The 26804-nt window shown below is 67.3% G+C and carries 23 protein-coding genes; 8 read left to right on the top strand and 15 right to left on the bottom strand.

The annotated features are described in order from the left end of the window. Window positions 1–110: 110 nt before the first annotated feature. Window positions 111–1310: a DUF4785 domain-containing protein gene (locus ACFX4F_RS01965; RefSeq protein WP_099819677.1), complete on the bottom strand. Its 1200-nt coding sequence runs from the start codon at window positions 1308–1310 to the stop codon at window positions 111–113. An 11-nt stretch (window positions 1311–1321) separates the two neighbouring features. After that, window positions 1322–2200 carry a hypothetical protein gene (locus tag ACFX4F_RS01970; protein ID WP_099819456.1) on the bottom strand — a complete coding sequence of 293 codons (879 nt, stop codon included), beginning with the start codon at window positions 2198–2200 and terminating at the stop codon, window positions 1322–1324. A 233-nt stretch (window positions 2201–2433) separates the two neighbouring features. Between ACFX4F_RS01970 and ACFX4F_RS01975 the strand changes: the two genes are divergently transcribed. Further along, window positions 2434–3273: a phosphatase PAP2 family protein gene (locus ACFX4F_RS01975; protein ID WP_099819455.1), complete on the top strand. Its 840-nt coding sequence runs from the start codon at window positions 2434–2436 to the stop codon at window positions 3271–3273. Between the two features lie 132 nt (window positions 3274–3405). Here ACFX4F_RS01975 and ACFX4F_RS01980 read toward each other — a convergent pair whose 3' ends face one another. Then, window positions 3406–5676 (bottom strand): TonB-dependent receptor, encoded by a 2271-nt coding sequence (locus ACFX4F_RS01980; protein ID WP_099819454.1) that lies wholly within the window; start codon window positions 5674–5676, stop codon window positions 3406–3408. Between the two features lie 159 nt (window positions 5677–5835). Here ACFX4F_RS01980 and ACFX4F_RS01985 point away from each other — a divergent pair, with 159 nt between their 5' ends. Then, complete coding sequence (locus tag ACFX4F_RS01985; RefSeq protein ID WP_099819453.1) at window positions 5836–6840, top strand: TIGR00266 family protein; 1005 nt, start codon at window positions 5836–5838, stop codon at window positions 6838–6840. A 211-nt stretch (window positions 6841–7051) separates the two neighbouring features. Beyond that, complete coding sequence (locus ACFX4F_RS01990) at window positions 7052–8044, top strand: patatin-like phospholipase family protein (RefSeq protein WP_099819676.1); 993 nt, start codon at window positions 7052–7054, stop codon at window positions 8042–8044. Between the two features lie 27 nt (window positions 8045–8071). Here ACFX4F_RS01990 and ACFX4F_RS01995 read toward each other — a convergent pair whose 3' ends face one another. Beyond that, window positions 8072–10075, bottom strand: coding sequence for a hypothetical protein (locus tag ACFX4F_RS01995; protein WP_380651702.1), 2004 nt, complete (start codon window positions 10073–10075; stop codon window positions 8072–8074). Window positions 10076–10178: 103 nt separating this feature from the next. Next, window positions 10179–10661 (bottom strand): Lrp/AsnC family transcriptional regulator, encoded by a 483-nt coding sequence (locus ACFX4F_RS02000; RefSeq protein ID WP_380651705.1) that lies wholly within the window; start codon window positions 10659–10661, stop codon window positions 10179–10181. Between the two features lie 125 nt (window positions 10662–10786). Between ACFX4F_RS02000 and phhA the strand changes: the two genes are divergently transcribed. Beyond that, window positions 10787–11680, top strand: coding sequence for a phenylalanine 4-monooxygenase (phhA, locus tag ACFX4F_RS02005; protein WP_108266955.1), 894 nt, complete (start codon window positions 10787–10789; stop codon window positions 11678–11680). Window positions 11681–11692: 12 nt separating this feature from the next. Here phhA and ACFX4F_RS02010 read toward each other — a convergent pair whose 3' ends face one another. After that, a complete protein-coding gene (locus ACFX4F_RS02010) occupies window positions 11693–12868 on the bottom strand; it encodes a Fic family protein (RefSeq protein ID WP_162291992.1) in 1176 nt (391 codons plus the stop codon). A gap of 163 nt (window positions 12869–13031) precedes the next feature. Here ACFX4F_RS02010 and ACFX4F_RS02015 point away from each other — a divergent pair, with 163 nt between their 5' ends. Continuing rightward, window positions 13032–13682, top strand: coding sequence for a DUF4375 domain-containing protein (locus tag ACFX4F_RS02015; RefSeq protein ID WP_099819450.1), 651 nt, complete (start codon window positions 13032–13034; stop codon window positions 13680–13682). A gap of 182 nt (window positions 13683–13864) precedes the next feature. Here ACFX4F_RS02015 and ACFX4F_RS02020 read toward each other — a convergent pair whose 3' ends face one another. The 9 genes from ACFX4F_RS02020 to ACFX4F_RS02060 form a co-directional block, all read right to left on the bottom strand. Beyond that, window positions 13865–14962, bottom strand: coding sequence for a GDSL-type esterase/lipase family protein (locus ACFX4F_RS02020; RefSeq protein WP_380651710.1), 1098 nt, complete (start codon window positions 14960–14962; stop codon window positions 13865–13867). A 93-nt stretch (window positions 14963–15055) separates the two neighbouring features. Beyond that, complete coding sequence (gene kduD / locus ACFX4F_RS02025) at window positions 15056–15811, bottom strand: 2-dehydro-3-deoxy-D-gluconate 5-dehydrogenase KduD (protein ID WP_099819448.1); 756 nt, start codon at window positions 15809–15811, stop codon at window positions 15056–15058. Window positions 15812–15891: 80 nt separating this feature from the next. Further along, window positions 15892–16740: a 5-dehydro-4-deoxy-D-glucuronate isomerase gene (gene kduI / locus ACFX4F_RS02030; protein ID WP_165375869.1), complete on the bottom strand. Its 849-nt coding sequence runs from the start codon at window positions 16738–16740 to the stop codon at window positions 15892–15894. A 186-nt stretch (window positions 16741–16926) separates the two neighbouring features. Further along, window positions 16927–17985: a LacI family DNA-binding transcriptional regulator gene (locus ACFX4F_RS02035; protein WP_380651715.1), complete on the bottom strand. Its 1059-nt coding sequence runs from the start codon at window positions 17983–17985 to the stop codon at window positions 16927–16929. 38 nt (window positions 17986–18023) lie between these two features. After that, window positions 18024–19613, bottom strand: a complete 1590-nt coding sequence (locus ACFX4F_RS02040) for a family 43 glycosylhydrolase (protein WP_380651718.1) — start codon at window positions 19611–19613, stop codon at window positions 18024–18026. Between the two features lie 17 nt (window positions 19614–19630). Further along, window positions 19631–20914, bottom strand: a complete 1284-nt coding sequence (locus ACFX4F_RS02045) for a TRAP transporter large permease (protein ID WP_346565165.1) — start codon at window positions 20912–20914, stop codon at window positions 19631–19633. 3 nt (window positions 20915–20917) lie between these two features. Beyond that, complete coding sequence (locus tag ACFX4F_RS02050; RefSeq protein WP_380651722.1) at window positions 20918–21448, bottom strand: TRAP transporter small permease; 531 nt, start codon at window positions 21446–21448, stop codon at window positions 20918–20920. Between the two features lie 10 nt (window positions 21449–21458). Then, window positions 21459–22463 (bottom strand): TRAP transporter substrate-binding protein, encoded by a 1005-nt coding sequence (locus ACFX4F_RS02055; RefSeq protein ID WP_346558512.1) that lies wholly within the window; start codon window positions 22461–22463, stop codon window positions 21459–21461. Window positions 22464–22502: 39 nt separating this feature from the next. After that, the gene (locus ACFX4F_RS02060; protein WP_380651725.1) at window positions 22503–23330 is read right to left on the bottom strand and encodes a 2-keto-4-pentenoate hydratase; all 828 of its coding nucleotides are present in this window, start codon (window positions 23328–23330) and stop codon (window positions 22503–22505) included. Between the two features lie 157 nt (window positions 23331–23487). On the opposite strand from ACFX4F_RS02060, the gene ACFX4F_RS02065 reads away from it, so the two are divergent. Genes ACFX4F_RS02065 through ACFX4F_RS02075 form a run of 3 tightly spaced genes read left to right on the top strand, consistent with a single transcriptional unit; the run spans window position 23488 to window position 26729 of the window. Further along, a complete protein-coding gene (locus ACFX4F_RS02065) occupies window positions 23488–24471 on the top strand; it encodes an alpha/beta hydrolase (protein ID WP_380651728.1) in 984 nt (327 codons plus the stop codon). Next, window positions 24468–26090 carry a carboxylesterase/lipase family protein gene (locus ACFX4F_RS02070; RefSeq protein WP_380651731.1) on the top strand — a complete coding sequence of 541 codons (1623 nt, stop codon included), beginning with the start codon at window positions 24468–24470 and terminating at the stop codon, window positions 26088–26090. Before ACFX4F_RS02065 ends, ACFX4F_RS02070 begins: the two co-directional genes overlap by 4 nt. A gap of 51 nt (window positions 26091–26141) precedes the next feature. Then, window positions 26142–26729, top strand: coding sequence for a cysteine dioxygenase (locus ACFX4F_RS02075; protein ID WP_380651734.1), 588 nt, complete (start codon window positions 26142–26144; stop codon window positions 26727–26729). Window positions 26730–26804: the final 75 nt, after the last annotated feature.

Genomic DNA, 26804 nt, shown 5'->3' on the forward strand with positions numbered 1-26804 from the left:
CCGAGCCTATGCTCGGCTGCTCTTGGCCGCGGGAACGGCAGCCGAGCATAGGCTCGGCTCTACAGAAGACGGTGCAGCGGGCCGGATGTTCCGGCCCGCTGCACCCTTGCTCAGAACCGCAACGCCAGCGCGCGCGACTCGATCGGTGCCATCCGGCTCTGGTCCTGCAGCTGCAGGTCGCGCAGTTCATACGGCGCACCGAAGCCGGCAGGCAACGCGGCCTGGTCGAACGGCAGCACCAGCGCGCCACGGCCCGGGCCATCGAACCACGCTGCAGCATGGGCCTGCGCCACCGGCTGCAACTGGCCGTTGGCCGCGGTGGCATACAGCGTGCCGCGCGCCTCGTAGCGGCCGGCGGCGGCCACCTGCAGCGGCAGGCTGACCTGGCGGCTGGCCGCATCGGGCATGGCCTGGCCGACGAAGCGGGCGGTCGGCCTGGCCACCGCGAAGGCAACCTTGCCATCGCGCAGCACGCCGTCGGCCTGGGCAAACACCTGCAGCTCCCACAGGCCCTGGGTGTTGCTGGCCTCGGCCGGAATCCTTACCTGTGCGCGCAGGCTGCCATCGGTGGTGCGCAGCAGCCGCTGCGGCCAGCTGCGGCCATCGGGTGCGACCAGCAGCGCTTCACCGCCGAGGCTGCCGCGTCGTGCACGCAGCGTCGCCGCGCTGGCCCCGTCTTCCAGCAGACGCGCCTGCAGCTGCACGTTGCCACCGGCCAGCACCTGCGCCTGGCTGGCCTGCACTTCCAACCGCAGCGGGCTGTTGGGCTCCAGCACCTGCACCACGTAGCGGCCCTGCGCCTGCGCGCTCTGCAGCCGGTAAGCGCCAGCTGCGCTGGTGCTACCGGTGCGCAGCATGCTGCTGCCATCGCTGACCGGCATGCCCGCATCCTGCAGCTGGCGTGCATCGACACTGCGCGCAACGCTGCTGCGCCCCGCCGGATCACGCACCTGCAGCGCGCTGGCCGGCAGCGCGCGGGCGCCCGGCGCCGGGCTGAGCTGGATCACCGCATCGGGCGCGCTCAGCGGCAGTTCCAGGCCGCGCTGCAGCTCGGCACCGTCGACCTGCTGCCAGTAGCTGCGGCTGATCGCGGCCTGGGGGCCGGGGGCCTGCAGTGGCTGCGCCGGGTCCAGCGCCCAGGCGAAGGCCAGCGGCGCGTGCTCGCTTTCATCGGCCGGCAGCGGCGCGGCAACCAGGCCGGCGGGAATCTGGTCGCCGGCGGCGACGCGCAGCGGCTGCGCGGCCTGCGCCGATGCGGTGGAAAGGACCGCCAGCACGGCGGTAGCCAGCAGGGTGGAATGGATCGTCATGGTCATCTCCCTCACTGGGTCAGGTCGTTGCGCAGGATGCTGCCGAGGCCGAAGCACTCGCGGCGGCTCTGGTTGTGGCTGAGCGGCTCGGCGCCCTGGGTGCGCGCCTTGTCGGTGAACCACAGGGTGCCGGCCGCCTTCTGGCTGCTGCATTCCAGGAAGCCGTCCGAGCACGATGACAGCCAGTTCTGGGTGAACTCCAGGCCGACATTGGCGGCGTAGCCACCGCAGTAGCTGTTGCTGTCCCACACCGCCGATTCGACATCGCTGCCAACCACTGCGCGGAACGGCTTGGGCAGGGCCGGGCGGCCGGCGGTGCCATACAGGTTCTGCGCGTTGTAGGTGGCCATGTGTCCCACCTGCTGCATGCGCACGGCATCGTTCTTGTAGCCCAGCAGCCAGCCCAGCGAGGTTTCGAAGGTGTTGCCGTTGAGCACCGCGTCGGCCAGCGGCGTACCTGCCGACGAGGGCGCCAGCGCAGTGACCTTGCGCACCCGGTTGATGATCTTCGGGTAGCGGCTGTCGTAGGTGGGGTTGGACAGGATCCAGCGCATCACGTTGCCGCCGTTGGAGTGGGTGATCACCACCAGCTGGGTGATGCCACGGCTGTCGATGAAGCCGGTGAGCTGGTTGGCCAGGCAGCCGGCCGCTTCCGGCTTCCACATGTACTGGGTGAAGTCGCAGTTGATGACCACGTAGTTGCTGCTGTTCGGCATGCCCTGGCGGACGGTGTCGATGATCGCCGGCTGCCAGTAGTCCTGCGTGGCATTGGTCTGCGCGCCGGTGCCATGCACGAAGGCCACGCCGTAGACATCGGCGGCCTGCGCCGGGGCGGTCGCCAACCCCAGAACCAGGGCCAGGACGGTACTTCCTGTTGCGGTGCTGCGCATCGCTTCTCTCCCTTTCAGCGGATCCCCCCGGCCCGGCTGTGACCTGATGCTCATGGCGGCAGCACGTGAAAGTCCGTGCGCTGCGCCCGGATTCAGGAGATTGCCGACACTTGATGACGGTTTTCACCACCCAGCGGCGGACCATGCCGGGTCTGGCCGTATGACCGATGGCCACTGCGGCCGGTGATCGAGGCTGCGATCATGGCCGGCGAGTTTCCTTCCCGAGTCTGCCCATGTCGTCGATCCTCTCCCCTGCCCGTCCACTGCTCGGCCTGGCCATCGCGCTGTCGCTGGCCGGCTGTGCCGCCACCGCCAGCAAGCCGACCGCCGTCGAAGCCAACATCACCACCAAGGCCGTGGGCTACCTGGACAAGACCGCGGTGCCGGCCAGCATCGACCTGGTACCAGCACCACCGGCGGCCGGCTCGGCCGCCTTCGCGCTGGACGAACAGGTCAGCCGTGAAGCCCGTGCGCTGCGCGGCAGCCCGCGCTTCACCCAGGCCGGCGTCGATGCGGAGCTGGGTTTCCCGGAAGGCGCCAACCACTTCTCCTGCGCCGCCGACATTGATGTCGACGCAGTGAAGACCCCGGCCCTGTACCGTCTGCTGGAGCGCAGCCGCATCGACGCCAGCGCTGCCACCAAGGCCGCCAAGAACACCTACAAGCGCCCCCGTCCGTTCATGGTCAACGGCGAGCCGACCTGCTCGCCGAAGGATGAGGAGGGGCTGCGCAGCAACGGTTCCTATCCGTCCGGCCACACCTCGATCGGCTGGGCATGGGCATTGATCCTGTCGGAGATCGCACCGGACCGCGCCGATGCCATCCAGGCACGCGGTCGCAACTACGGCGAGAGCCGCCTGGTGTGCAACGTGCACTGGCAGAGCGACATCCTCGAAGGCCGCTTCATGGGCGCGGCTGCCGTCGCCCGTCTGCATGACAACGCCGCGTTCAACAAGGACCTGCTGGCTGCGCGCAAGGAAATCGCTGCCGCGCGCAAGGCCGGCCTGCATTCCAGCCGTGACTGCGCCACCGAGAACGCGGTGCTGAAGGTGCGCCCGCAGAGCGCGCTGTAAGCCATGCCTCTGTAGAGCCAAGCCATGCTCGGCTCAGAGCAGCCGAGCGCAGGCTCGGCTCTACAGGAAGCAGAAAACAGAAGGGCCGGCATTGCGCCGGCCCTTCTTCATTGCATCACTGCTGCAACCGCATCAGAACTTCGCGGTGAACTCCACGCCCCAGGTACGCGGCTCGTTGAGGAAGCCGGTCAGGTTGTTGAAGTCGATCGCGCCGACCACGCGGGTCTGGTTGGTCAGGTTGCGGCCGAACACGGCCACGTCGTACTGGCCGTAATCCCAGTTGTAGCCCAGGCGCAGGCCACCTTCCAGCGAGCTGCGGCCACGGAACTCCGGCGACTCGTAGATGAAGAAGTTGACCGCACTGCGGTAGGCCCAGTCGGTGTAGGCATACAGCTCGCTGCCATCGCTGAGCGGGAAGCCCACGCGCAGGGTCGCGTTGTGGATCCACTTCGGCGCCTGCGGCAGCGGATTGCCGTTGACCAGGGCGTAGGTGCCGCCATTGATGATGGTGGTCGGGTCGGTGATGGTGCAGCCGCCGCCACAGACCGCCACCGCCAGGTTCTTGTCCTTGATCTCGGTGTCGTTGTAGCTGCTGCCGAAGGTCAGCAGAACGTTGTCGGCCAGGTAGGCTTCCAGGTCCAGCTCGACGCCCTGGCCGATGGTCTTGTCGGCGTTGAGCAGGGTGGCGGTGTTGTTGGTGCCACCCACGGCGATCAGCTGCTGGCCGTCCACGTCGTAGCGGAACACGCTGAAGCCCAGGCGTGCGCGACGCTCGAACAGGTCGGCCTTGATGCCGGCTTCGTACGAGATCACCTTCTCCGAATCGGCCTGCGACAGGCCCGGCGCGAACGCCAGGCGACCCTGGATCGACGGTGCACGGAAGCCCTTGGCCACGCGCGCATAGGCATTGACGTTGTCGGTCAGCTTGTACACGCCGCTGACATCCCAGCTGACGTCGTTGACGTCGGTGTTGGCCAGGTACGGGCCACTGACCGGGGTACCGAACGGCACGGCCTGCAGCACGCTGGCGCTGAAGTCCTTCTTGTCCTGCGTGTAGCGCACGCCGGCACGCAGCTTGAAGCGGTCGGTGACATCGAAGTCGCCCGACGCGAACACCGCCCACGCCTTGTTGCGCTGCTGCTGCACCACGTGGCCGGTCTGCGGATTGCCCGGGGTCAGCGAGTCGTAGTTGAAGTTGTTGATGGTGACGTCTTCATCGAAGTAGAAGACGCCGGCCTGCCAGTCGAAGCGGCCCCATTCGTTGGATTCCACGCGGAATTCCTGGGTCCACTGGCGGTGGTGCGGCAGGCCGTCGGCCGACTCGGACGAGAACGGAATCAGGCCCGGGCCGGAGTTGCCCGCGCCGAGGAACGCTGCGCCGTAGCCACCGTCGATGTCGCCACGGTTGAGCGATTCGGCGGTCTCATAGCCGGTGATCGAATGCAGGGTCACCGAACCGAGGTTCCACTGCAGGCGCGCGCTGCCGCCCCAGGTTTCCAGGTCGGAGAAGTTGACGCCGTCATTGGCGACCTTGTCGCGGTCGAAGTTCTCGACCAGCGCGTTGCCGCCCTTCTCGATGATGTTGGCGCGGAACAGGCGGGCGGTGCCGTTGAGCTTGCGCTTGTGCAGGTTGAACAGCGCTTCGAAATCCTCGCCTTCGTACAGGAACTGCACGCGGCCGGCGGCTTCGTCATAGCCTTCGAAGCCGCTGTTGGGCGCACCGGCACGGGTGTTGTCGACCCAGTCGTCGCGACGCTGGTAGATGGCCGACACGCGTGCGGACCAGCGGTCGGTCAGCGGGCCGCCGTAGGCGCCCTGCACGTTCCAGCTGTTGTAGGTGCCATAGCCCACGCGCACGTAGCCATCGGCATCCTGCGACGGACGCGCCGAATCGAACTTGACCACGCCGGCCGGGGTGTTGCGCCCGAACAGGGTGCCCTGCGGACCGCGCAGCACTTCCACACCGGCCAGGTCGAACAGCGGGAAGCCCTTCAGCAGCGGGCTTTCCTGCACCACATCGTCGTACACCAGCGAGACCGGCTGCGAAGCATTGAGATCGAAATCGGTGTTGCCCAGGCCGCGGATGTAGAAACGCGGGAAGGCACGGCCGTAGGAGGACTCGATGTTGAGGCTCGGCACGCGCGCAGCAAGGAAGCGGATGTCATCGCCCGCCGAACCGAGCACGTCGAGCTTTTCGCCCTGGATCGCGCTGATCGCAACCGGTACGTCCTTGGCGTTCTCGACGCGACGCTGTGCAGTCACCTGCAGCGCATCGAGGGCGACCGGATCCTTGGCGGCGGGGGTTTCCTGAGCGGCTGCTGCCAGCGGCAGCAGGGCGGAAAGAGCGACAACGAGCGGGCGCGCGACCGGAGAGCGGCCACGGGAAGTACGGGTCGGAGACATGGCGGTAGGCTGTGTTTGGAGGGGTGGTAAAACGGCGCTACCAGATAATTGTTGCAATACAGCACCTCCCTCGCAAATGCCGATCGTTCATGGCCGCCTCGCGCGCCGCCGGAAGCTGCCGCTAGACTCGGCGTTTTCCCCCGCAACGGACCTGCTGCGATGACCCAGTGGTACTTCCATGCTCCCGGCCAGGCCGACCGTGTCGGTCCGTTCGACGAGGAGGCCGCGCGCCGCTTCGCCCAGGCCAATCCGCGCGCGCTGGCCTGGTGCCAGGGCATGACAGGGTGGACACCGGTGTCCGAAATCGTCGCCCTGCAGCAGGCCGGCGCCGCCACGGCAGCGCCGCCGCCGATGCCCCCAGCCACGCCCGCAACCGCAACTGCGTCCACCGGCAGCCGTGCCGACCGCATCGACTTCCGCATCGTCGGCCATGAAATGCAGTTCGTGGAAATCGAACTGGACCCCGGCGAGGGTGCGGTGGCCGAGGCCGGCGCGTTGATGTTCAAGGACGCTTCGGTGCAGATGGATACCGTCTTCGGCGGCGGTGCACGCGGTGGCCAAGGCAGCGGTTTCATGGACAAGGTGATGGCCGCCGGCAAGCGCGTGCTGACCGGTGAGAGCCTGTTTGCCACTGTCTACACGCAGACCGGCCAGGGCCGCGGCAAGGTCGCCTTCGCTGCGCCCTATCCCGGTACCGTGCTGGCGATGAAGCTGGACCAGCACGGCGGGCGCCTGATCTGCCAGAAGGACAGCTTCCTGGCCGGCGCGCGCGGCGTGCAGATCGGCGTGCAGTTCCAGCGCAAGATCATGACCGGCCTGTTCGGTGGCGAGGGCTTCATCATGCAGAAGCTGGAGGGCGACGGCTGGGTGTTCATCCATGCCGGCGGCTGCGTGGTCGAGCGTGAGCTGGCCGCCGGCGAACGCCTGGATGTCGATACCGGCTGCATCGTCGCCTACCACCCGACCGTGGACATGGACGTGCGCCGGGTCAAAGGCATCCGAAGCGTGCTGTTCGGTGGCGAGGGCGTGTTCCTGGCCACCCTGACCGGGCCGGGCAAGGTCTGGCTGCAGTCGCTGCCGTTCTCGCGCCTGGCCGGCCGCATGTGGATGGCGGCGCCGCAGGGCGGCGGCAAGAGCCGCGGCGAGAGTTCGCTGCTGGGCTGAGTGGGCCGACGGCCGGACGGCGCGCCGGTTCTGACCGCAGGATATCGGTAGGTGCCGACCTTGGCCGGCACTGGATTGTGCAAGCGCCGGCCAAGGTCGGCATCTACCGCCCGCATTTCATGAATGGGGAGCCGCCCCACCCTGCCCGCCCTGCCACGCCTTCGGTATGCTGGCGCCCTTTCCTGAATCCGGCGCCGCGAGCGCACTGCCGATGAGCCTGTTCCGCCCCCGTGTGCTGCTGTCCGTCGCCCTGCTCGGCCTGCTGGCCGGCTGCGGTGGCGAAGAGGTCCGCCCCACCCCGCCCGCGCAGCCCACCCTGGTGCCGCAGGCCAAGCCGGTGAAGATCGGCATCGCCCTCGGCGGCGGCGCGGCCAAGGGCTTTGCGCATATCGGCGTGATCAAGATGCTCGAGGCCAACGGCTTCGAACCGGTGGTGGTGTCCGGCACCAGTGCCGGCAGCGTGGTCGGCGCGCTGTATGCCAGCGGCATGGACGCCTTCCAGATGCAGAGCAAGGCGGTGGCGCTGGATGAAGCCAGCATCCGCGACGTACGCCTGTTCTCCGGTGGCCTGGTGCAGGGCCAGAAGCTGCAGGACTACGTCAACGAACAGGTGGCCAACCGCCCGGCCGAGCGCCTGAAGAAGCCGTTCGCTGCCGTCGCCACCCAGCTGGAAACCGGCGAGCGCTCGATCTTCGTGCGCGGCAATGTCGGTCAGGCGGTGCGCGCGTCGAGCAGCATCCCCGGCGTGTTCGAACCGGTGAAGATCGGTGGCCGCAACTACATCGACGGCGGCGTGGTCAGCCCTGTGCCGGTGGACGCCGCGCGCCAGCTCGGCGCCGAGTTCGTGATCGCCGTGGACATCTCCAGCAAGGCCAGCGGCAAGGCGCCGACCGGCATGCTCGGCATCGTCAACCAGTCGATCTCGATCATGGGCCAGCGCCTGGGCGAGCAGGAACTGGCACGCGCGGACATCGTGATCCGGCCGAAGGTGCTGGACATCGGCGCGGCCGACTTCAGCCAGCGCGGCACCGCCATCCTGGAAGGCGAGAAGGCCGCGATGGCGGCGATGCCGCAGATCCGCGCCAAGATCCAGCAGATGCAGAAGGCCCGCGCCGCCGCATTGGCACCGGCACCGGTGGCTGCGCCGAAGTGCGACGAGCCTTCGCGCCTGGGCAAGCTGATGGGCCGCAAGGAAAAGTGCTGAAGCGCACTGCCTGAACGACCCAGGCGGTCAGCGCCGCGGCGGTGGATAGCCACTGGCCAGGCGTCGCTGACGGCGCCGCTCGTCGACCGCCCGGTCATGCCGCTGTGCGCTCAGCTGCAACTGCTCCATCGCGTCCCCCGGCAGCCACAGCTGCTGCTGCGCACGGGTGATCGCGACGTAGGCTGCGCGCACCGGGCTGTGCAGCGCGCGCGCATCATGGCCGCTGTCGAAGCAGCACGGCGCCATGGACACCGTGGCGAACTGCAGGTTCTTGGCATGCTGGGCCAGGCACAGCACGATGCTGGCCTCGCCCGCATCGACCAGCTGCCCGAGCAGACGCTGCAGCGCCGCAGCATCGAAGCCACCGGCAAACAGCGCGGGAATGTCCGCCTGTCCACGCTTGGCGCAGACCTGCACGAAGCTTTCCCAGCGTTGTCCGGGGCCGCCAGCGGCGGCGCTGCGCCATGCATCGATCGGACCGTCCACCTCTTTCAACAGCGCCTGCCGCGACGCCGGATGCAGATGCACGCGCGCACCACGCGCAACCAGCGCGTTGGCTTCCAGCAGCATCCGCCACAGGCTGCCGTACAGTCGGGCGCCAGTGCTGGGCACCACCGACCAGTCGTCATAACGGCGCAGGCCGGTGGCGCGGTCGCTGGCCCCCATGAACGGTGCCGGCTCGCCGAGATCGTCCAGTGCCAGCGACTGGTTGACCAGCGCATCGACCTGGCGCCCCTGGCGCACCGACTGGTGCATCTCCAGCGTTTTCGCCGATGACCAGCGCTGTACGCGTCCGCTCAACCGCTGATGCGGATCGCCCAGGCTGACCACGCCGGGCGCGTGGGTGGCCAGCAGCTGTTTCCAGGCCGGGCTGAGATCGTGCGCCTCATCGACCAGCACCATGCCGAGCGACACGGGCAGCGGCACGCCACGCAGCGCCAGCCATTTGCCGATATGCCCGGCATCCAGCCGCAGGCAACCGCCCTTCTGCACCACCGCATCGAACATGCAGCGCCAGACGAATTCCGCCGCCGCGATGAACGGCGTGGCTTCCAGCTGCGCTGCGCCCAGCGAGCGCTGGAAGTGCCAGGCCTGCAGGTTCGGCGCTGACGACGCGCACCAGCGGTTGATGGCGTCCAGGGCGATCATCAAGACCTGGTCCGGCCGGCGCGCGCCGATGGCCGGCAGGCCGAGCCGTGCGGCCGCCTCGCGCAAGGTCAGCGTGCTCTGCCGGTACGTCGGTACGAAGCCGCCGGTCAGGCCGTTGGCGGCGGCATGGCGGGCGATCGTGTTGGCGAACTCGATCTGGGTCAGCAGGCGGGTGCCAGCGTCGGCCGGCAGCCGCGCGCGGAATGCCTCGACCTGGCCACGCGTGGGCGCCACGTAGGTGTAGCGGCCCGGGCGCGCCTGCAGCAGCGCCAGCACCAGATGGCCCTTGCCGGTGCCGGCATAGGCCTGCAGGTCGATCAGCTCATCGGGATTGGCGGCGATCGCGCGCAGCACGCGTGCCTGTTCGGAGGTGAACAGGCCGTTGTGCTGGGTCGCGTGCGCTGTCTGTTCGTCATCGCCGGCGTCTTCGTCATCGCCTTCGGCCAGCGATGTCGCCGGGAAATGGATGGTGTGCTCCTCCAGGGTGATCCTGCAGGCCGCCTGGAAGTCCGCGCCGGGATATGCGTGCGGCGACACGGCCAGCACCGCCTCCATCACCTCGTCCGGTGCCAGCAGCACGTCCTGCGCGGCCAGCACGCCCAGCCAGGCCTCCAGCGCCCGCGCGTCCTGTCCAGCAGCGGCCGCCAGCTGCGCCTGCGCAGCGTGGCCATCATCCGCGGCGAACAGCGCACAGGCATCGTGCAGCACGCGCTGCAGCTGGGCGGCCGGTTGCTTCTGCCGGCGGCACAGCATGGCCACCAGCAGGCCGGCCTGCTCCAGCGGCGTGTCCGGCGGCGTGCCGTCGGTCAGGTGCCGCAGCAGACTCTGCTCGCGCAGCGGAAGGAACACCAGGGAAGACGTCGAGGATGGGGTATCAGACATGCCGGAGCCAGAAGGAATCACTGCGCTGCCTGCATGTTGACGGCCGCCGCGGGGCACGATGCTCGGCCAGTGCGCGCGCGCCGTCAAACATCACGGCGCCCGCTCATTCAAGCTGCGACAACGGCAATGCCTGGAAACCCTTGACCGTGCGCAGCACGAAGCTGGAATTGGCGTCGGCCACGCCGCCGGCGTTGAGCAGCCTGTCCAGCAGGAAGCGCGAAAAATGTTCCAGGTCGCGAACATAGACATGCAGCAGGTAGTCCATGTCGCCGGTCAGGGCGTGGCAGGCCACCACTTCATCCCAGGCCTGCACGCTGTCGACGAAGTGCCCGATCGCGGCCTGGTCATGCTTTTCCAGCTGCACGCGCACGAAGGCCTGCAGTCCCAGCCCCAGCTGGCGCGGCTCCAGCCGTGCGCCATAGCCGGTGATCACACCCTCGCTTTCCAGCCGCTGCATGCGCCGCAGGCAGGCCGAGGGCGACAGGTTCACCCGGGCCGCCAGCTCGGCGTTGGTGACGCGTCCATCGCGCTGGATTTCGTCCAGCAGGCGTATATCCGTGCGATCGAAGTGGACTTCTCCAGCCATTGCTGCCCCGCAACATGGTGAGTACGCAATGATATTGCGCCAATGGCACTGAATCACGCAACTTTTGCAACCCTGTTGCGCGCCCCCTGCCCTAGCATCGTGGGTATCCCGTCAAGGAGTCTTCCATGGACCTCGCCCAGCCCCGCCGCGTCGAACACCAGCAGACCGACAAGGGCTACGTGCCGGTGTACACCACCGCGCTCGTCGAGCAGCCGTGGGACACCTATACCGCCGACGACCACGCCACCTGGAGCACGCTGTACCAGCGCCAGCGCGAACTGCTGGTCGGCCGCGCCTGCCAGGAGTTCCTGGATGCGCAGGACGAAATGGGCATGAGCGCGCACATGATCCCGCGCTTCGACCAGCTCAACGAAGTGCTCGGTGCGGCCACGGGCTGGACCCTGGTGGGCGTGGAAGGCCTGCTGCCAGAGCTGGATTTCTTCGATCACCTGGCCAACCGCCGTTTCCCGGTCACCTGGTGGATCCGCCGTCCCGACCAGATCGACTACATCGCCGAACCGGATCTGTTCCACGATCTGTTCGGTCACGTGCCGCTGCTGATGAACCCGGTGTTCGCCAACTACATGGAGGCGTACGGCCGTGGTGGCGTCAAAGCGCACGCGATCGGCCCCGAGGCGCTCCAGAACCTGACCCGCCTGTACTGGTACACGGTGGAGTTCGGCCTGATCGACACGCCCGACGGCATGCGCATCTACGGTGCCGGCATCGTCTCGTCGAAGGGCGAATCGCTGTACTCGCTGGAGTCGGCGGCACCGAACCGCATCGGTTTCGACCTGCAGCGGATCATGCGCACGCGCTACCGCATCGACACTTTCCAGAAGACCTACTTCGTCATCGACAGCTTCGAACAGCTGATGCAGGCGACATCGCCGGACTTCACCCCGATCTACGCAGCACTGGCCGACCAGGCGCACCTGCCGGCGGGCGATGTGCAGGCTGAGGACCGCGTGTTCCAGGCCGGTACGGGTGAGGGCTGGGCTGATGGTGGGGATGTGTGAGGGTCCACCGGTTCAACGCAGGCGGTCAGGAATCGTCGCTGGCAGTTGATTGAGCCGCTGCAGCACCGCGTGCGCGTGATAGGTCCGTCCCCAGCGACGATCGTTGCCGGGGACAAGGACTCCTTCAGACTCAAGCGCGTAGATGCCCGTCAGGGCAGATCTATCGGAAACGTCCAATAACGCAGCCACTTTGGCTGCGGTCACCACCGGGTGGCCGATCAGCAGTGGCGGAAGCCTGCGTGCCACCGAGTCGCGTCGATATCCTCGAAGTTGAATCTCCCACTCTGCCATCAGCCGGGACATGTCATCGGCGATGGAGATCGCGTCATGGGAAGACTCCACTACGGCCTGGCACAGCATATCCATCCACGGGCCCCATTCACCGCGAAGCTGCACTTGGTTGAGAGCGTCGTAGTAGGCGCTCCTGTTGCGCAGCAAGGCGCCTGACAGGTAAAGCGGTGGGTGGTGTTCGGCGGCCAGGATCAACGGCAACAGCAGCCTTCCCGTGCGTCCGTTGCCATCCTTGTAAGGATGGATGGTTTCAAACTGGGCGTGGGCTATTGCCAGTTGCGCAATGATGTTGAGTTCAAACGGCTCGTCCTCAACGGGCTCGTACTTCAGCATGGCGCGCTCGAGTTCACGCATCCCCTCGTCAATGCGATCGGGCGGCGAAGGAACGAAACGGGCATCCTCCGGTCGTCCACCCAGCGGGCCGATGATGGCCTGCTCCTGGCGGTAGCATCCCTTTGGAAAGTCGTCCGCAGCGTCCTGCATCAGCACTGCATGGAGCTGGTTCACCAGCGTGAGATCGAGCGCCTCACGTCCGCGGGCACGCACGGCGTCAAGGCCCAGTTGCAATGCCTGTACGTAGCGCTCGGTCACCACGACATCGGCAGGCAAACCATCCAGGCCGAGTGTGGCTTCAAACACCAGCAGTTCGTCCAGGTTGGTCTGGGTACCCTCGATCTGGGAGCTCTGAACGGCTTCGCGCCGCGCGAGCGTCCGGGTCACCATGTCGGGGGCAGGCCATTGCCTCATCGCCTGATCCAGACGATCCAGTGAGGCATTTGCAGCGATGAGGCGCTGCCGCGAGCCCGCATGCCCTTCCGGCAGCCGGCGAGGCGTCGGTGGAGGGACCATCGCCAGCAGATTGGGCCGCCCTTCCACGGGAACGAGGTAGGTCTGCAAGGGCCCTGCAATGTCTGCCCGGCGCATCGGAAATCTCCGCGGAAGTCACTCTATCCTTCAAAAGGCTCCCATGCTTTTGAAGTTTAGGCAAGTAACCTTCAAATTCACGCAGAGCTTTTGAAGCTTTTGGGGATGGATCGCCCGTCCCGGTACCCTGCAGGCCATGACCGATGTGTTTACCGACCTGCGGGTTACCGACGTCGATTTCGACGACGACTTCATCCTGCTGATCCTGGCCGACGGCCGCCGCACCCGGCAGCCGTTGCGCTGGGCGCCTGCGCTGCATGAAGCTGACGCCACGCAGCGAGCGCAGTGGGTGCTCACTGCCGACGGGCTGGGCGTGAACTGGCCGGCGCTGCTGCCGGCGCAGGAACGCGGCGTGGTCGACGTTCCAAACCAGGTGTGGGATGACCGCTATGAAGCCGCCCTCGCCCGCCTGCAATCGCATGCCTGGAAGTTGGATGCGCTGTCTGACGAAGACCAGCAGCTGGTCGCGCTGTGGCGGATGGAAGCAGACATCAACAACGGCGGCTTCATGCAGTTCCTGTGCAACTGGGGCGACCCCACCTGCCAGCTGGCGCTGCGCGCATTGCAGGCGATGGGCGCAACACAGACCCACGCGATCCTGGCGGGCATGCGCGGGCTGCTGGATCGTCTGGAAGACGACCCGGCGATCGAGGAACTGACCGACCTGTACGGCGCGATGAGCGAAGACGAGCAGCAGGCGCTGGAGGCGTTCGAGGACGACTACTACGCCCGCCCGGAAGATCTTGCGCGATTGGGCCTGAAGCATTTCGGCGCGGAGCCGTTGTAGAGCCAAGCCGAGCATGGGCTCGGCTCTACAGATAAGCGCAGACCCGTGTAGAGCCAAGCCGAGCATGGGCTCGGCTCTACAGATAGGCGCAGACCCGTGTAGAGCCAAGCCGAGCATGGGCTCGGCTCTACAGATAAGCGCAGACCCGTGTAGAGCCGAGCCCACGCTCGGCTGCTTTTCAGTTACCGCGGGTACGCCAGCAGCACCACCAGATCCTCTTCGCCCACCTGCTGCAGCGCATGGCTGCTGCCCGTGCGCGTCAGCAGCGCATGACCCGCACGCACATCATGCTGCTTCCCATCCAGCACATAGCTGCCCTGCCCGCTCACGATGTAATAGATCTCATCCTTGTGCTGCGGATGCAGGCCGATGCCCGCGCCCTTGTGCAGCACACGCTTGCGCAGCACGAACGGCAGGCCCTGCGCATCGGCGAAGAACGGATACGCCGTGGTCGGCCCGGCGCCGCCGTGCGGGCCCGGTTGCGCGCGCGCCAGCGTGTCCTCGTGCACCACCTGCGAGGCTCGTGCAGGATCGCCGCCCTGCCCTGTTCCCGTCACATCGCAGTCGATATCACGCACCAGTGCCGGCTGCAGCGTCGGCAACACCAGCACCGCTTCGCGCAGCACCAGGCACGCCACCGCAGTGGCACCGGCCGCGCTGAAGTGCGTGCCATCGGCCTTGTGCTGTTCCGGCACGAACAGGAAGTATGGGCGCGCGCCCTGCTCGCCCAGCGCGCGGATCCAGCGCGTGCTGCGGTCGTTGAGGTCGATCAGCGCGACGTGTTCGCGTGCGGCCAGCTGCTGCATGGCCAGCGTGTAACGCGCATGCGTATCCAGCAGCGAACCGAAGTCGTACAGCAGCCGCGCCACCGGCGTGACCAGCACCGGTGTGGCGCCCTTGTCACGCGCCACCTGCACGTAACGCATCAGCAGCTGTGGATAGTCGCTGTCCGGATCGGTGTAGCGCGTGGGATCTTCAAACTTCGCGTCGTTGTGGCCGAACTGGATCAGCAGCACATCGCCACGACGTAGTTCGGGGGCAATCGCATCCAGGCGCCCTTCGTCGATGAAGCTGCGCGTGCTGCGCCCGCCCTTGGCGTGGTTGTGCACTTCGAAACGCGCCGGGTCCAGATAGCTCTGCAGCATCTGCCCCCAGCCGGCCTGTGGCGCGCGTTCGGGGCCGTATTCGGCAGCGGTGGAATCGCCGGCAATGAACAGCCGCACCGGCGCCGCATGCGCGGCGGTGCTCGACAGCAACAGCAGCAACAACAGCCTTCGCATCGCCAGCCCCCTGTAGAGCCGAGCCACGCTCGGCTGTTTTTTGATCAGAGCGCGACAGCCGAGCATTGGCTCGGCTCTACAGACCGGTGTACTTCAGCGCGCCAGCCAGCCACCATCGACCGGCAGCACTGCGCCGTTGATGTAATCCGACGCCGACGAAGCCAGGAACACCGCCGCTCCCGCCAGATCTTCCGGGTTGCCCCAGCGGCCGGCCGGAATGCGCTCGAGGATCGCCTTGTTGCGGTCTGCATCGGCGCGCAGCGCGGCGGTGTTGTCGGTAGCCATGTAGCCCGGCGCGATGGCGTTGATGTTCACGCCCTTGCCGGCCCATTCGTTGGCCAGCAAGCGGGTGATGCCGGCGATGCCGCTCTTGCTGGCGGTGTACGACGGCACGCGGACGCCGCCCTGGAACGACAGCATCGAGGCGATGTTGATGATCTTGCCGCTGCCCTGGGCGATGAAATGGCGGCCGGCAGCCTGTGAGATGAAGAAGGCCGACTTGATGTTGACGTTCATCACGTCGTCCCAGTCCTGCTCGCTGAAGTCCACTGCATCGGCGCGACGGATCAAGCCGGCGTTGTTGACCAGGATGTCCAGCCTGCCGAGGCCTTCGATGGTTTCGCGCACCACGCGCTCGACCGGCTCGATGCTGATCAGGTTGGCTTCGATGGCCAGGCAGCGGCGGCCCAGCGCGGTGATCTTCTCGATGGTTTCGGTGGGCGGGGCGATGCCGGCCACCGCGACATCGGCGCCAGCGGCAGCCAGTGCCACCGCGATGCCCTGGCCCAGGCCGGTGTTGCCACCGGTTACCAGAGCGACTTTTCCTTCCAGGCTGAAGGGATTGGTCATTGCGTATGCGTTCCTTGGTAGAGGCGTGCGTGATGCAGGCAAGCGGCCACCGCACAACGTGCGCGGCGGCCTGTCAGTGCTTACTTGAGCTGGCAGATGTCCAGCACGTGCATGTCGGTGTAGTCCAGGTTCTCGCCACCCATCGCCCAGATGAAGGCGTAGTTGCTGGTGCCGGCACCCATGTGGATCGACCACGGCGGCGACACCACCGCTTCGTTGTTCTGGATGACGATGTGGCGCTGTGCGTCCGGCTCGCCCATGAAGTGGTAGACGCGGTCGCTGTCGCCCAGGTCGAAGTAGAAATAGACCTCGCTGCGGCGGTCGTGCAGGTGCGGCGGCATGGTGTTCCACACGCTGCCCGGCTTGAGCACGGTCAGGCCCAGCAGCAGCTGCGAGGACTGGCAGGTGGCCGGCACGATGTACTGGTAGATGGTGCGTTCGTTGCTGGTTTCCAGCGCGCCGCGATCGAGTGCAACCGCGTCCTTGATCGACAGCTGCTTGGTTTCAAAGCGCGCATGGGCCGGGGTCGAGGCCAGGTAGAACTGCGCCGGGTTGGCGGCATCCTGCGAAGCGAAGACGACGTCCTTGCTGCCCATCGCCACGTACAGGCCATCCTTCGGCCCCAGCGTGTACACGGTGCCATCGACGGTGACCGTACCGGTGCCGCTGCCGACGTTGATGATGCCCAGCTCTCGGCGCTCCAGGAACGGATGGCCGGCGGCCGAGGCCGGTTCGGTCTGCGCAGGCAGGGCCAGCGGGCCGCTGACCGGCGCGGCGCCACCCAGCACGAAGCGTTCGTAGTGGGTGTACTTCAGGGTCACCGCATCGGCGTTGAACAGGCCATCGAGCAGGTACAGCTCGCGCAGCTGATCGTTGCTGGCGCCCTTGATGGCATCGGGATGGGTGGCGTAGTGGGTCTTGCAGTACATGGCTTCTCCAGAGCAGGGGGCGGGCCGATGGTTCGGCCCCGGCACGGTTCACGGTCGATTCTAGCCAGACAGGAAACCGGTGTCATTTTGCGCCGCACGATAGCGGTCAGACGGCATCGGCGGGGTGGGGCGGGTTGAAAGGTGTCGCGAGCAAGCTGGCGACCTACCGGACTGATTCCTTTGGAATCAGTCCTCCGGCGGTTGGCAGGAATCGCGCACGATCAGGTGCGGACGCACGCTGGCGATCTGCAGCGCAGGCTGGCCATCGGGCTGGATCAGCATCGCAGCGGCGGTGCGGCCGGTATCGCGGGTATGCCGGCGCACCGAGGTCAGCGACGGCCACAGGCGCGAGGCCAGCGGGCTGTCGTCGTAGCCGACGATGGACAGCTGGCGCGGAATGTTGATGCCGGCGCGCAGCGCGACCTTGTAGATACCGGCGGCCATTTCATCGTTGCCGGTGAAGATGGCGGTCGGCCGACGCTTGCCCAGCAGCAGTTTCTCGGCGGCGGCCACACCGGATTCGAAGGTGTAGCCGGCCTCGATGATGCGATCCTTCGGCAGCTCGATGCCACGCTGCGACAGCGCCTCGATGAAGCCGGCGGTGCGTTCGTGCGCCGAGCGGTAGGCACTCGGGCCGGTCACCAGGGCGATATCGCGGTGGCCCAGCGAAAGCAGGTAATCGGCCGCTTCGGCGGCACCATCGCGGTCGTGGGTGACCACCATCTGCGAGGTTTCATCCAGCGGCAGCGCCGCCACGCGGGTGAAGCGGCAGCCGATCTCGTCCAGCATGTCCGCCAGCGCCTGGTCTTCGGACGCACGCGGCACCAGGATCACCCCATGCAGCTTCTGCTGCTGGGCGAAGCGGCGCACGCCGTCGATGTAACCGGGGCTGCGGCTGTCGCAGGGGTGCACCACCAGTTCGAAGCTGGAGCCACGCAGCGCATCCAGCGCGCCGTACTGCATGTCCACGATGTACTGCGCGGTGGGGTTGTCGTAGACCATGCCGATCAGGAACGAGCGGCGGAAGGCCAGGCCACGGGCCAGCGGGTCGGGGCTGTAGCCGACCTCGCGCATCAACGCTTCCACCTTGTCACGCGTGTCCTTGCGCACCAGCGGCGAGTTGTTGATGATCCTTGAAACCGTTTTCTTGGATACACCCGACAGTCGCGCGATGTCATTGATCGTGGCTGCCTTGCCCTTTGCCAATGCCGGCGTAGCGGCATCGTTCTTGTTGCGCACTGACATGTAGTGAACCCGATAAGCCTGGGGATTCCAGCGCGCGCTCAGTCCAGCGCGCGATAGCGGAAGCTGCGGAAGGTTACCGCACCGTTGCCGGCCGCATACAGCGCCGGTTTCAGTGCCAGGAACTTGCCGGCCACATTGTGATGGTAACCGGACACTTCCATCTGAACCGGATACTTCTGCCAGCGCTGGCCATCGGCGCTGGAGTGGATGGTGACGATGTGGCGGTTGTTGGTCACCCGCAGCCAGAGCCGGCCGCCCTTGGCACTGGCCGCCAGCCGGGTGGGGCGCTCCTCGCCGTAGCGGTGCATGACGAACTGCTCGCCATTGCTGCCCACGCCCACGTACAGGCGGTCGCTGTAGAACAGCAGGGCACCGCCGACCGCGCCGGGGGCGATCTCCATCTGCACCTCGAACTGGTAGGCCGGGTCGCCGGCGATGGTGGTCAGTGGCGAGGCATCGCGCGGCGTGCTGCCCTTGCCCTGCAGCACCAGGCCGTCGCCGCTGAAGCGCAGGCGCCGGTATTCATCCACCGCCGGGTTGAAGAACGCCCACTGCGGGCCGAGCGTGCGGCCGTTGAAATCATCGGACAGGGCCATCCCGTGCGGCGTCAGCGCGCTGCCCGATGGCTTGCGCAGCGGCTGCCCGAGGTCCCCGCCCTTGGCCACGAACCAGCCATCGGCGGTCCACTCGATCGGTTCCAGCAGGGCCTGCCGGCCCAGCGTCCAGAAGCCGTTCTCGTAGCCGTGGTACATCATCCACCAGCGGCCGTCGGTGCCTTCAATCACCGTGGCGTGCCCGCGCGACCACCACGGTTCAGCGGCCGACTGCGTGCGCATGATCGGGTTGTTCGGCGCATTCACCCAGGGGCCATGGATCGAGCGCGAGCGCGCGGTGATCACCATGTGCCCGGTCGGCGGGCCGGCGGTGCCGCCCACCGCGGTGGTCATGTAGTACCAGCCATCGCGGAAATGGATCTTCGGCCCTTCCTGGGCGTAGGCCTCCACGTCCCAGCTTTCCGGGTAGCGCCAGCCGTCGTACACGTGCTTCGGCGTACCCACCACGCTCAGGCCATCATCGGCCAGCTGCACATAGTCGCCACCGCTGAGGAACAGGTAGCGCTTGCCGTCCTCGCCAACCGCGTGGCCGGGGTCGATGTAGCCGCCCAGGCCGATGTCGATCGGCGCACTCCACGGGCCCTTGATGTCATCGGCCCAGACCACGAAGTTGCTGCGGCGCTCACCGGTGCGCGCCGGGAAGTAGATGAAGTAGCGGCCCTGGTGCTTGACGATGTCCGGCGCCCAGATCGCGCCCACGTTCTGCGTGATCGCATGACCGAGCGGCTGCCAGTTGACCAGGTCGCGCGAGTGCCAGATCGGCAGGCCGGGGTAGGCATCGAACGAAGACAGGGTGAGGTAGTAGTCCTCGCCGTCCTTCAGCACCGACGGATCGGGCCTGTCACCAGCCAGCACCGGATTCAGGAAGGTGCCGTTGCCAAGGTCGGCCTGGCGCTGCTGCTCGATGCCGCGCTTCCACTGCGCGGGCGCGGGAGCGGCAGCCAGTGCGGGCAGCGCAGCCAGCAGCAGGCCGAGCAGGGCAGTTGCAGCAGCGCGGTGCAGGGTCTGTGTCATGGGAGCGCCTCCGCTCATCAGGCGCGCAGCGCGGCGGGGAGCCACAGCGACAGCGACGGGAAGAAGGTGACGATCAGCAGCACGCCCAGCGCGGCGAACCAGAACGGCCAGATCGTGCGCATGCTCTGGCCGACGCTGATCTTGCCGATGGCGGTACCGATGAACAGCACCGAGCCCACCGGCGGGGTGACCAGGCCGAGGCCACCGGTCAGCACCAGCACCAGGCCGAAGTGGATCGGATCGATGCCATAGGCCTTGGCCACCGGCAGGAAGATCGGCGTGCAGATCAGGATCATCGGTGCCAGGTCCATGAAGGTGCCCAGCAGCAACAGCATCACCACGATCATCAGCAGCACCATGAACTGGCTGTGCGCGAACGACTGCAGGAAGTCCACCGCCGCCGCAGGCACCTGCAGGTAGGCCAGCAGCCAGCCGAACACCGCCGCGGTGGCAATCACGAACAGGATCACGCCGGTACTGCGCGCGGCATGGATGACCGTGTCGAAGAACTCGCGCCAGCGCAGCTGCCGGTACAGCACGGTGGTAACCAGCAGGGCGTAGACCACGGCGATGGCCGCGCTTTCCACTGCGGTGAAGATGCCGGCGCGGATACCGACGAAGATCAGCGCCACCAGGCCCAGGCCGGGCAGGGCGGAGATGATGCGCAGCAGTACCGCGCGCCAGCCCGGGAACACTTCCACGCCATAGCCACGGCGACGCGCGACCACGTAGCCGGTGATCATCAATGCCAGCGTCATCAACAGCGCCGGCACGATGCCTGCGGCGAACAGGTCGGCGATCGACAGGCCACCACCGGCAGCGGCCGAGAACAGGATCAGGTTGTGCGATGGCGGCACCAGCAGCGCCACCAACGCGGCGGTGATGCTGACGTTCACCGCGAAGTCGCGGTCGTAGCCGCGCTTGACCATCTGCGGAATCATCGTGCCGCCTACGGCCGAAACATCGGCGATGGCCGAGCCGGACACACCGCCGAAGAACAGCGAGGACAGGATCGAGACCTGGCCCAGTCCACCGCGCATGCGCCCCACCAGCGATGAGGCCAGGGCGATCAGGCGCTCAGAGATGCCGCCGCGCATCATGATCTCGCCGGCGAAGATGAACAGTGGAATGGCGATCAACGAAGCCGAACCGGTACCGGCGGAGATCTGCTGGACCAGCACGATGCTGGGAATGTCCAGGTACAGCAGGGTGGCCAGCGCCGCAGCGGCCAACGCGTAGGCCACCGGCACACCCAACAGCAGCAGCGCGGCGAAAACAGAGAACAGGATGGTGATGCCCATGGATCAACGATCTCCTTCAGCGTCGGCGGCGTCGGCGGCCGTGGCCTGCAGCGCCTTCCATGCACGGTTCAGTGCGAACAACAGCATCAGCGCACCGCCCACGGCCAGCGGCAGGTAGTTGATGCTCTGCGGCAGATTGGCGCCGGCGGTCTTGATGTCCATGCCATCCAGCAGCAGGTCGGCCGACCAGAACGCGATGAAGCCGCCCAGCACGGCCACCACCAGCTGGGTGAATACATCCACCGCCCGGCGCAGGCCGGCACCCATGTAGGCGTGCAGCAGGAAGAAGCCGAAGTGGCGGTTGGTGTGCACGCCGCAGGCCGCGCCCAGGCTCATCGCCGTGGCCAGCAGCAGCAGGGTCACCGGCTCGGTCCAGCTGGGCGAATCGTTGATCACGTAGCGGGCGAACACCTGCCAGCCCTGCACCACCACCAGCCCCAGCAGCGCAGCCACGGCGATGTAGATGGCGATGTCGGCAATGTGGTCCAGCAAGCGCTGGCCGGGGCCGGCGGCGGGAATCGTCGTCTCGGTCATGGCAGTGTCCTCAGGCGGCAGCGCGGATGCGGGCGACCAGCGCGGCCAGCTCGGGTTGCTGCAGGTACTGCTGCAGCAGCGGCTGGGCGGCGGCGCGGAACGCGGGAAGGTCCACCTCGTTGGCTTTCACGCCAGAGGCCAGCACCGCGCGACGCGCGGCGTCTTCGGACGCATCCCACTGCGCGCGCATCACCTTCACCGAGGCGCGTGCGGTCTCCAGCAGCAGCTGGCGGTCGGCCGGCTGCAGGCGCTCGAAGCTGGCGCGCGACATCAGCAGCACGTCCGGCGCATACGAGTGATCGCTCTGCGACCAGTAGTGCGCGGCCTCGAAGTGGCGACTGGAATGGAAGCTGCGCATGTTGTTCTCGGCACCGTCGATCATGTGCGTCTCCATGCCGGAGAACGTATCGCCCAGCGACATCGGCGTCGGGTTGGCGCCGAGCAGGCGCATCAGCTGGATGAAGATGTCCGAGGACGCCACGCGCAGTTTCAGCCCGTGCAGATCGCTGGGCTGCACGATGGGATGCTTGGTGTTGTAGAAGCAGCGCGCGCCGGAATCGTAGATCGCCAGGCCGACCAGGTCGCGGCTCTCGAACCCGCGCAGCACCGCCTCGGCGATGCCGCCATCGAGTGCGGCGCGCTGGTGCGCCACCGACTCGAACACATACGGCAGGCACAGTGCCTGGGTCAGCGGGAATGCGTTGTTCAGCGCACCGGCATACACGCGGGTGATGTCGATGGCACCGAAACGGGCCATGTCGATCGCTTCCGATTCGCGACCGAGCTGGCCGGAATGGTATTGCCGCAGGCGCAGGCGACCGTTGCTTTCACGCTGCAGCGTTTCGCCGATCCACTTCACCGCGGTCACGGTGGGGTAGTCGGCCACATGCACATCAGTGGCGGTCAGCAGCTGGCCACCGTCGATGGCATCGGCGGGCCCGCGGCCACAGGCCGCGAGCATCGGGGTGGCCAGCGCAGCAGCGCCACCGGCCAGGAAGTGTCGTCGTGTGATCATCTGCGCCCTCCCGCGCGTGTTCACCGGATCGTGCGGCGGTTACCCGGCCGGCACGGCCCTGCAGGCAATCTCGCCGAAGCCGGCAAACCGCACCAGCGCCGTCTGTCCTGCGGTGATGTCATGGATGCCGGTGGCGTTGCCGGTGGCGATCAGGTCGCCGCGCCGCAACGGCCGGCCGCGCAGCGCCGAACGGGACAGCGCGAACGCATACGCCGCACGCAGGCCGCCGGGCAGGCGGGTCGCTCCGCCGGTGCCGACCACCTCGCCCTCGATCAGGGTTTCGGCGCGCAGGTCGGTCTCGTCGCGGGCGGTCCAGTCGGCGATCTCCGGCCCCAGCACCAGGCCATTGTTGTTGCCGAAGTCGGACACCACCACGCGCGGGCCGAGTTCGTTGATCGTTGCCAGCGGGCTGCTGGCCACTTCCACGCCGATGTACAGGCGCGCCGGCAGCGCTTCGGCCTGCTCGGGCGACCAGTGCAGCTGTGCGGCCGGAGCGTCCTCCAACAGCTCCAGCACGTACTCGGCCTCGACCGCGCCGAAGCCGCCGACGAACACCGGGATGTCCACTGTTCCACCGGTAGCATTTTTCAGTTGACGCGAGAAAACCGGGCCCAGCAGGCGGTCGTCGCCGGATGCGTCGCGGCGCTCGGCAGCGATGTAGCCAACCTTCCAGCCCACCACCTGGTCATCCCAGCTGGCGATGGCCAGATCCTGCACCTGGTAGGCAGCCACCAGGTCAGGCGGGACAAGGCCCGGGAAGCCGGGCAGGGCCTGGCCGGCGCGGCGCGCGGTAGTGAAGGCGTGGGCGATCGCGGCCGCATCGTCCGGCGGCGGCGTCTGCCCATGTATGCCGTGTTCGTTGCTCAAGAACGGTCTCCCTCTGGCGTTGTTGCACTGCCCATCGACAGCGTCTGCAGGAGGTGTATATGGTAAACCGGTGTCATCGTGCAAGCCGCAGCGCATCACGAGCGCTTGCCGGTGACCTCGGCCACTCTGTTGCCTCCCCGTTGGAGCCCTGCCCACCATGCGTTTTTCCCGTGTGCTGTTGTTGCTGACCGGCCTGCTGCTGGCCGTTCCTGCGTCCGCCGTCGATGCGCCGCTGCGCGCGGGCGAGCGGCTGGGCAAGGAGCTCGCTGGTGAACAGATACCCCTGTGGCCAGCCGGCCAGGTGCCCGGTGAAACCGGCACTGCGCGACCGCCGCGCGTGGTCGAGCGCAGCGATGATCCGGCCCACCCTGATCGCTTCATCGACCAGGTCGATGCGCCCTACCTGCTGGTGCATACACCCGCCCATGGCAACGGCCGCGCGCTGCTGGTGATTCCCGGTGGCGGCTACCAGCGCGTGGTGATCGACAAGGAGGACAGCGCGCTGGTGCCGGCGTGGGTGGAGCGTGCCGGCTATACCCTGTTCGTGCTGCGCTACCGCCTGCCGCAGGCCGGCCGCGACCGCAAGGCGGCGCAGGCAGACGCGCAGCGCGCACTGCGCGTGGTGCGCGACCAGGCCGCACGGCGCAGGCTGGATGCCGACAGCGTGTCGGTGATGGGCTTCTCCGCCGGTGGCCACGTCGCCGCACGGCTGGCCACCGGTTTCGATGCGCCGGTCTACCCACCACGCGATGCCATCGATCGCCTCAGCGCGCGTCCCGCCCGCGCGGTGCTGGTGTACCCGGTGATCGACATGGGTCCGCATGCTCACAGCGGTTCACGCGGACGTCTGCTGGGCGAGCAGGCCGATGCGGCGCTGGCTGCGCAGTATTCGATGCAGCAGCACGTACGCGCGGACATGCCGCCGACGCTGCTGATCCACGCCAACGACGACCGCGTGGTCAGCGTGCACAACAGCGAGGTGATGGCGCAGGCGCTGGCCAAGGCGGGCGTCGAGCACGAACTGCATCTGTTCGCCCACGGCGGCCATGGCTTCGGCATGCGCATGCCGCCTGATTCAACGCTGGCCGTGTGGCCGCTGCTGGCACAACGCTGGCTGCAGGCGACGGAGGCCGCACCTTGAACGCATGGACGACCGACCTGCAGCGCCGTCGTTTCCTGCGCGACAGTGCACGCTGGGCGCTGGCCACGGCCACCCTCGCAGCGCTTCCTGCATCCGCACTGCCTGGACCACGTGCTGACACACAGGTGGTGGCACGCCTGCGTGGCGGCCGCGTGCGTGGCCAGCGCGAGTACGGCGTGCACATGTTCCGTGGCCTGCGCTATGGCGCGGACACCTCCGCCTACCGTTTCCAGCCACCGCGCCGCGAGACAGGTTGGCGAGGCATCGCCGACGCCCTGGAATACGCCGCCTCTGCGCCACAGTCGGGCGCGGACGGGCCGGGCAGCGAAGACTGTCTGTTCCTCAACGTATGGACCCCAGCGCTCGGCGACGGCGGCAAGCGGCCGATCCTGGTGTACCTGCATGGCGGCGGCTTCAACAACGGTTCCGGCAGCGACCCGCTGTACGACGGCAGCGCGCTGTGCCGGCGCGGCGACGTGGTGGTGGTCACCGTCAATCATCGCCTGAACACCTTCGGCTACCTGTACCTGGGCGCGCTGGGCGACCCGCGTTATGCGGCCTCCGGCAACGTCGGCCAGCTCGACCTGGTGCAGGCGCTGCAGTGGGTGCGGGAGCACGCCGCGGTGTTCGGTGGCGATGCCGGCAACATCACCGTGTTCGGGCAGTCCGGTGGCGGCGCCAAGATCGCCACGCTGATGGCGATGCCCGCAGCGAAGGGCCTGTTCCAGCGCGCGTGGACGATGAGCGGGCAGCAGGTCACCGCGGCCGGTCCACGTGCGGCGGCGCAACGCGCTTCGATTGCGATGGACGCGGTTGGCGCGCGCGACCTGCAGGCACTGCTGCGCTTGCCGACGGCCGACCTGCTGGCCGCCACCCGCGCACGCGATCCTTCGCGGGTGGAAAGCAGCGCGCTGTATTTCGGCCCGGTGCTGGATGAGGTGGTGCTGCCGGTGCATCCGTTCTGGCCACAGGCACCGGCGCAGTCCGCGTCGATTCCGATGGTGATCGGCAACACCCGCGATGAGACGCGCGCGTTTCTTGGCAACGACCCGGCCAACTTCAGCCTGACTTGGGAGAGTCTGCCGGCGCAGCTGCAGAAGCAGCAGTTCGTCGATCTTTTACCTTCGGTGGTGATCGCAGAATATCGACGCCTGTATCCGCACTACACGCCGTCAGAGGTGTTCTTCGCCGCCACTACGGCCGGGCGTTCATGGCGTGGTGCAGTGGAAGAACTTGAGGCGCGCGCCCGGCAGACATCGGGTGCCGCACCGACCTGGGCCTACCAGCTCGATTGGCCGTCACCGGTGGAAGAGGGACGTCTGCGCGCGTTCCACACGCTGGATATTCCGCTGGTGTTTGACAACGCGGGTCTGCCCGGTGCGCGCACCGGCGGCGGTGAAGACGCCATTGCACTGGCGGCGACGATGAGCGATGCCCTGATTGCGTTTGCGCGTTCCGGTGATCCGAATCACGCGGGAATGTCGCAATGGGCCCCCTATTCACTGCCACAACGGCAGACGATGCTGTTCGATCGTCACAGCCGCATGGTTGACGATCCACGCGCGGGAGAGCGTGCGCTCTATGCAAAAGTGCCGTTCGTGCAGCGCGGCACGCAGTGATGACACCGCGATGCAAACATTCTGTTAACCCGCCTCGGCTAGAGTCGGTTCATGGAAGCGATGTTCACGCCACCGCCGTTCACCGGCCGCGAACGCTTGATTGCAGGGATCGACGGCGCCGTCTGCCTGGTTGATCCGAAGGCGATCACCGATGCGCTGCAGCGGGTGCTGCGTGAGGCCATCGTCGATCCGCTGATCGAGCTGCCCCCCTGCGTACGCCGTCCGGTGGATGGCCATTACGCACGCCGCGAACTGCACCGCAGTCCTACGCTGGGCTACAGCGTGATTGCGATGTGCTGGGGTCCGGGGCAGGGCACGCCACTGCACGACCACGATGCGATGTGGTGCGTGGAGGGGGTCTGGCAGGGCGAGCTGATCGTGACCCCGTATGCGCTGCTGGAACAGCGTGGCGAGCGTCACCGATTCGCCGCGCAGGACACGCTGTACGGTCACCGCGGCAGCGCCGGCAGCCTGATCCCACCGTACGAATACCACACGCTGCGCAACGCCAGCGACGAGGACATTGCGGTGTCACTGCATGTGTATCAGGGCGTGATGGAGCGCAGCGCGGTGTTCGATCCGCTGGATGACGGCTGGTACCAGCGCCGGGTGAAGGTGATGGAGACCGAAGCGTCCTGATCGCGTTCCGCCGGGCATGGCCCGGCGCTACCAGGGCTTGTGGGCAACCGATTCATCGGTAGCGCCGGGCCATGC

This window comes from Stenotrophomonas sp. YIM B13575, from assembly GCF_042787595.1.
GTDB classification, from domain to species: domain Bacteria; phylum Pseudomonadota; class Gammaproteobacteria; order Xanthomonadales; family Xanthomonadaceae; genus Stenotrophomonas; species Stenotrophomonas lactitubi_B.

Excerpts from the sequence above, each read along its gene's own strand:
- ACFX4F_RS01965 (WP_099819677.1), bottom strand. The coding sequence starts at position 1,310 with ATGACGATCCATTCCACCCTGCTGGCTACCGCCGTGCTGGCGGTCCTT.
- ACFX4F_RS01970 (WP_099819456.1), bottom strand. The coding sequence starts at position 2,200 with ATGCGCAGCACCGCAACAGGAAGTACCGTCCTGGCCCTGGTTCTGGGG.
- ACFX4F_RS01975 (WP_099819455.1), top strand. The coding sequence starts at position 2,434 with ATGTCGTCGATCCTCTCCCCTGCCCGTCCACTGCTCGGCCTGGCCATC.
- ACFX4F_RS01980 (WP_099819454.1), bottom strand. The coding sequence starts at position 5,676 with ATGTCTCCGACCCGTACTTCCCGTGGCCGCTCTCCGGTCGCGCGCCCG.
- ACFX4F_RS01985 (WP_099819453.1), top strand. The coding sequence starts at position 5,836 with ATGACCCAGTGGTACTTCCATGCTCCCGGCCAGGCCGACCGTGTCGGT.
- ACFX4F_RS01990 (WP_099819676.1), top strand. The coding sequence starts at position 7,052 with ATGAGCCTGTTCCGCCCCCGTGTGCTGCTGTCCGTCGCCCTGCTCGGC.
- ACFX4F_RS01995 (WP_380651702.1), bottom strand. The coding sequence starts at position 10,075 with ATGTCTGATACCCCATCCTCGACGTCTTCCCTGGTGTTCCTTCCGCTG.
- ACFX4F_RS02000 (WP_380651705.1), bottom strand. The coding sequence starts at position 10,661 with ATGGCTGGAGAAGTCCACTTCGATCGCACGGATATACGCCTGCTGGAC.
- phhA (WP_108266955.1), top strand. The coding sequence starts at position 10,787 with ATGGACCTCGCCCAGCCCCGCCGCGTCGAACACCAGCAGACCGACAAG.
- ACFX4F_RS02015 (WP_099819450.1), top strand. The coding sequence starts at position 13,032 with ATGACCGATGTGTTTACCGACCTGCGGGTTACCGACGTCGATTTCGAC.
- ACFX4F_RS02020 (WP_380651710.1), bottom strand. The coding sequence starts at position 14,962 with ATGCGAAGGCTGTTGTTGCTGCTGTTGCTGTCGAGCACCGCCGCGCAT.
- kduD (WP_099819448.1), bottom strand. The coding sequence starts at position 15,811 with ATGACCAATCCCTTCAGCCTGGAAGGAAAAGTCGCTCTGGTAACCGGT.
- kduI (WP_165375869.1), bottom strand. The coding sequence starts at position 16,740 with ATGTACTGCAAGACCCACTACGCCACCCATCCCGATGCCATCAAGGGC.
- ACFX4F_RS02035 (WP_380651715.1), bottom strand. The coding sequence starts at position 17,985 with ATGTCAGTGCGCAACAAGAACGATGCCGCTACGCCGGCATTGGCAAAG.
- ACFX4F_RS02040 (WP_380651718.1), bottom strand. The coding sequence starts at position 19,613 with ATGACACAGACCCTGCACCGCGCTGCTGCAACTGCCCTGCTCGGCCTG.
- ACFX4F_RS02045 (WP_346565165.1), bottom strand. The coding sequence starts at position 20,914 with ATGGGCATCACCATCCTGTTCTCTGTTTTCGCCGCGCTGCTGCTGTTG.
- ACFX4F_RS02050 (WP_380651722.1), bottom strand. The coding sequence starts at position 21,448 with ATGACCGAGACGACGATTCCCGCCGCCGGCCCCGGCCAGCGCTTGCTG.
- ACFX4F_RS02055 (WP_346558512.1), bottom strand. The coding sequence starts at position 22,463 with ATGATCACACGACGACACTTCCTGGCCGGTGGCGCTGCTGCGCTGGCC.
- ACFX4F_RS02065 (WP_380651728.1), top strand. The coding sequence starts at position 23,488 with ATGCGTTTTTCCCGTGTGCTGTTGTTGCTGACCGGCCTGCTGCTGGCC.
- ACFX4F_RS02075 (WP_380651734.1), top strand. The coding sequence starts at position 26,142 with ATGGAAGCGATGTTCACGCCACCGCCGTTCACCGGCCGCGAACGCTTG.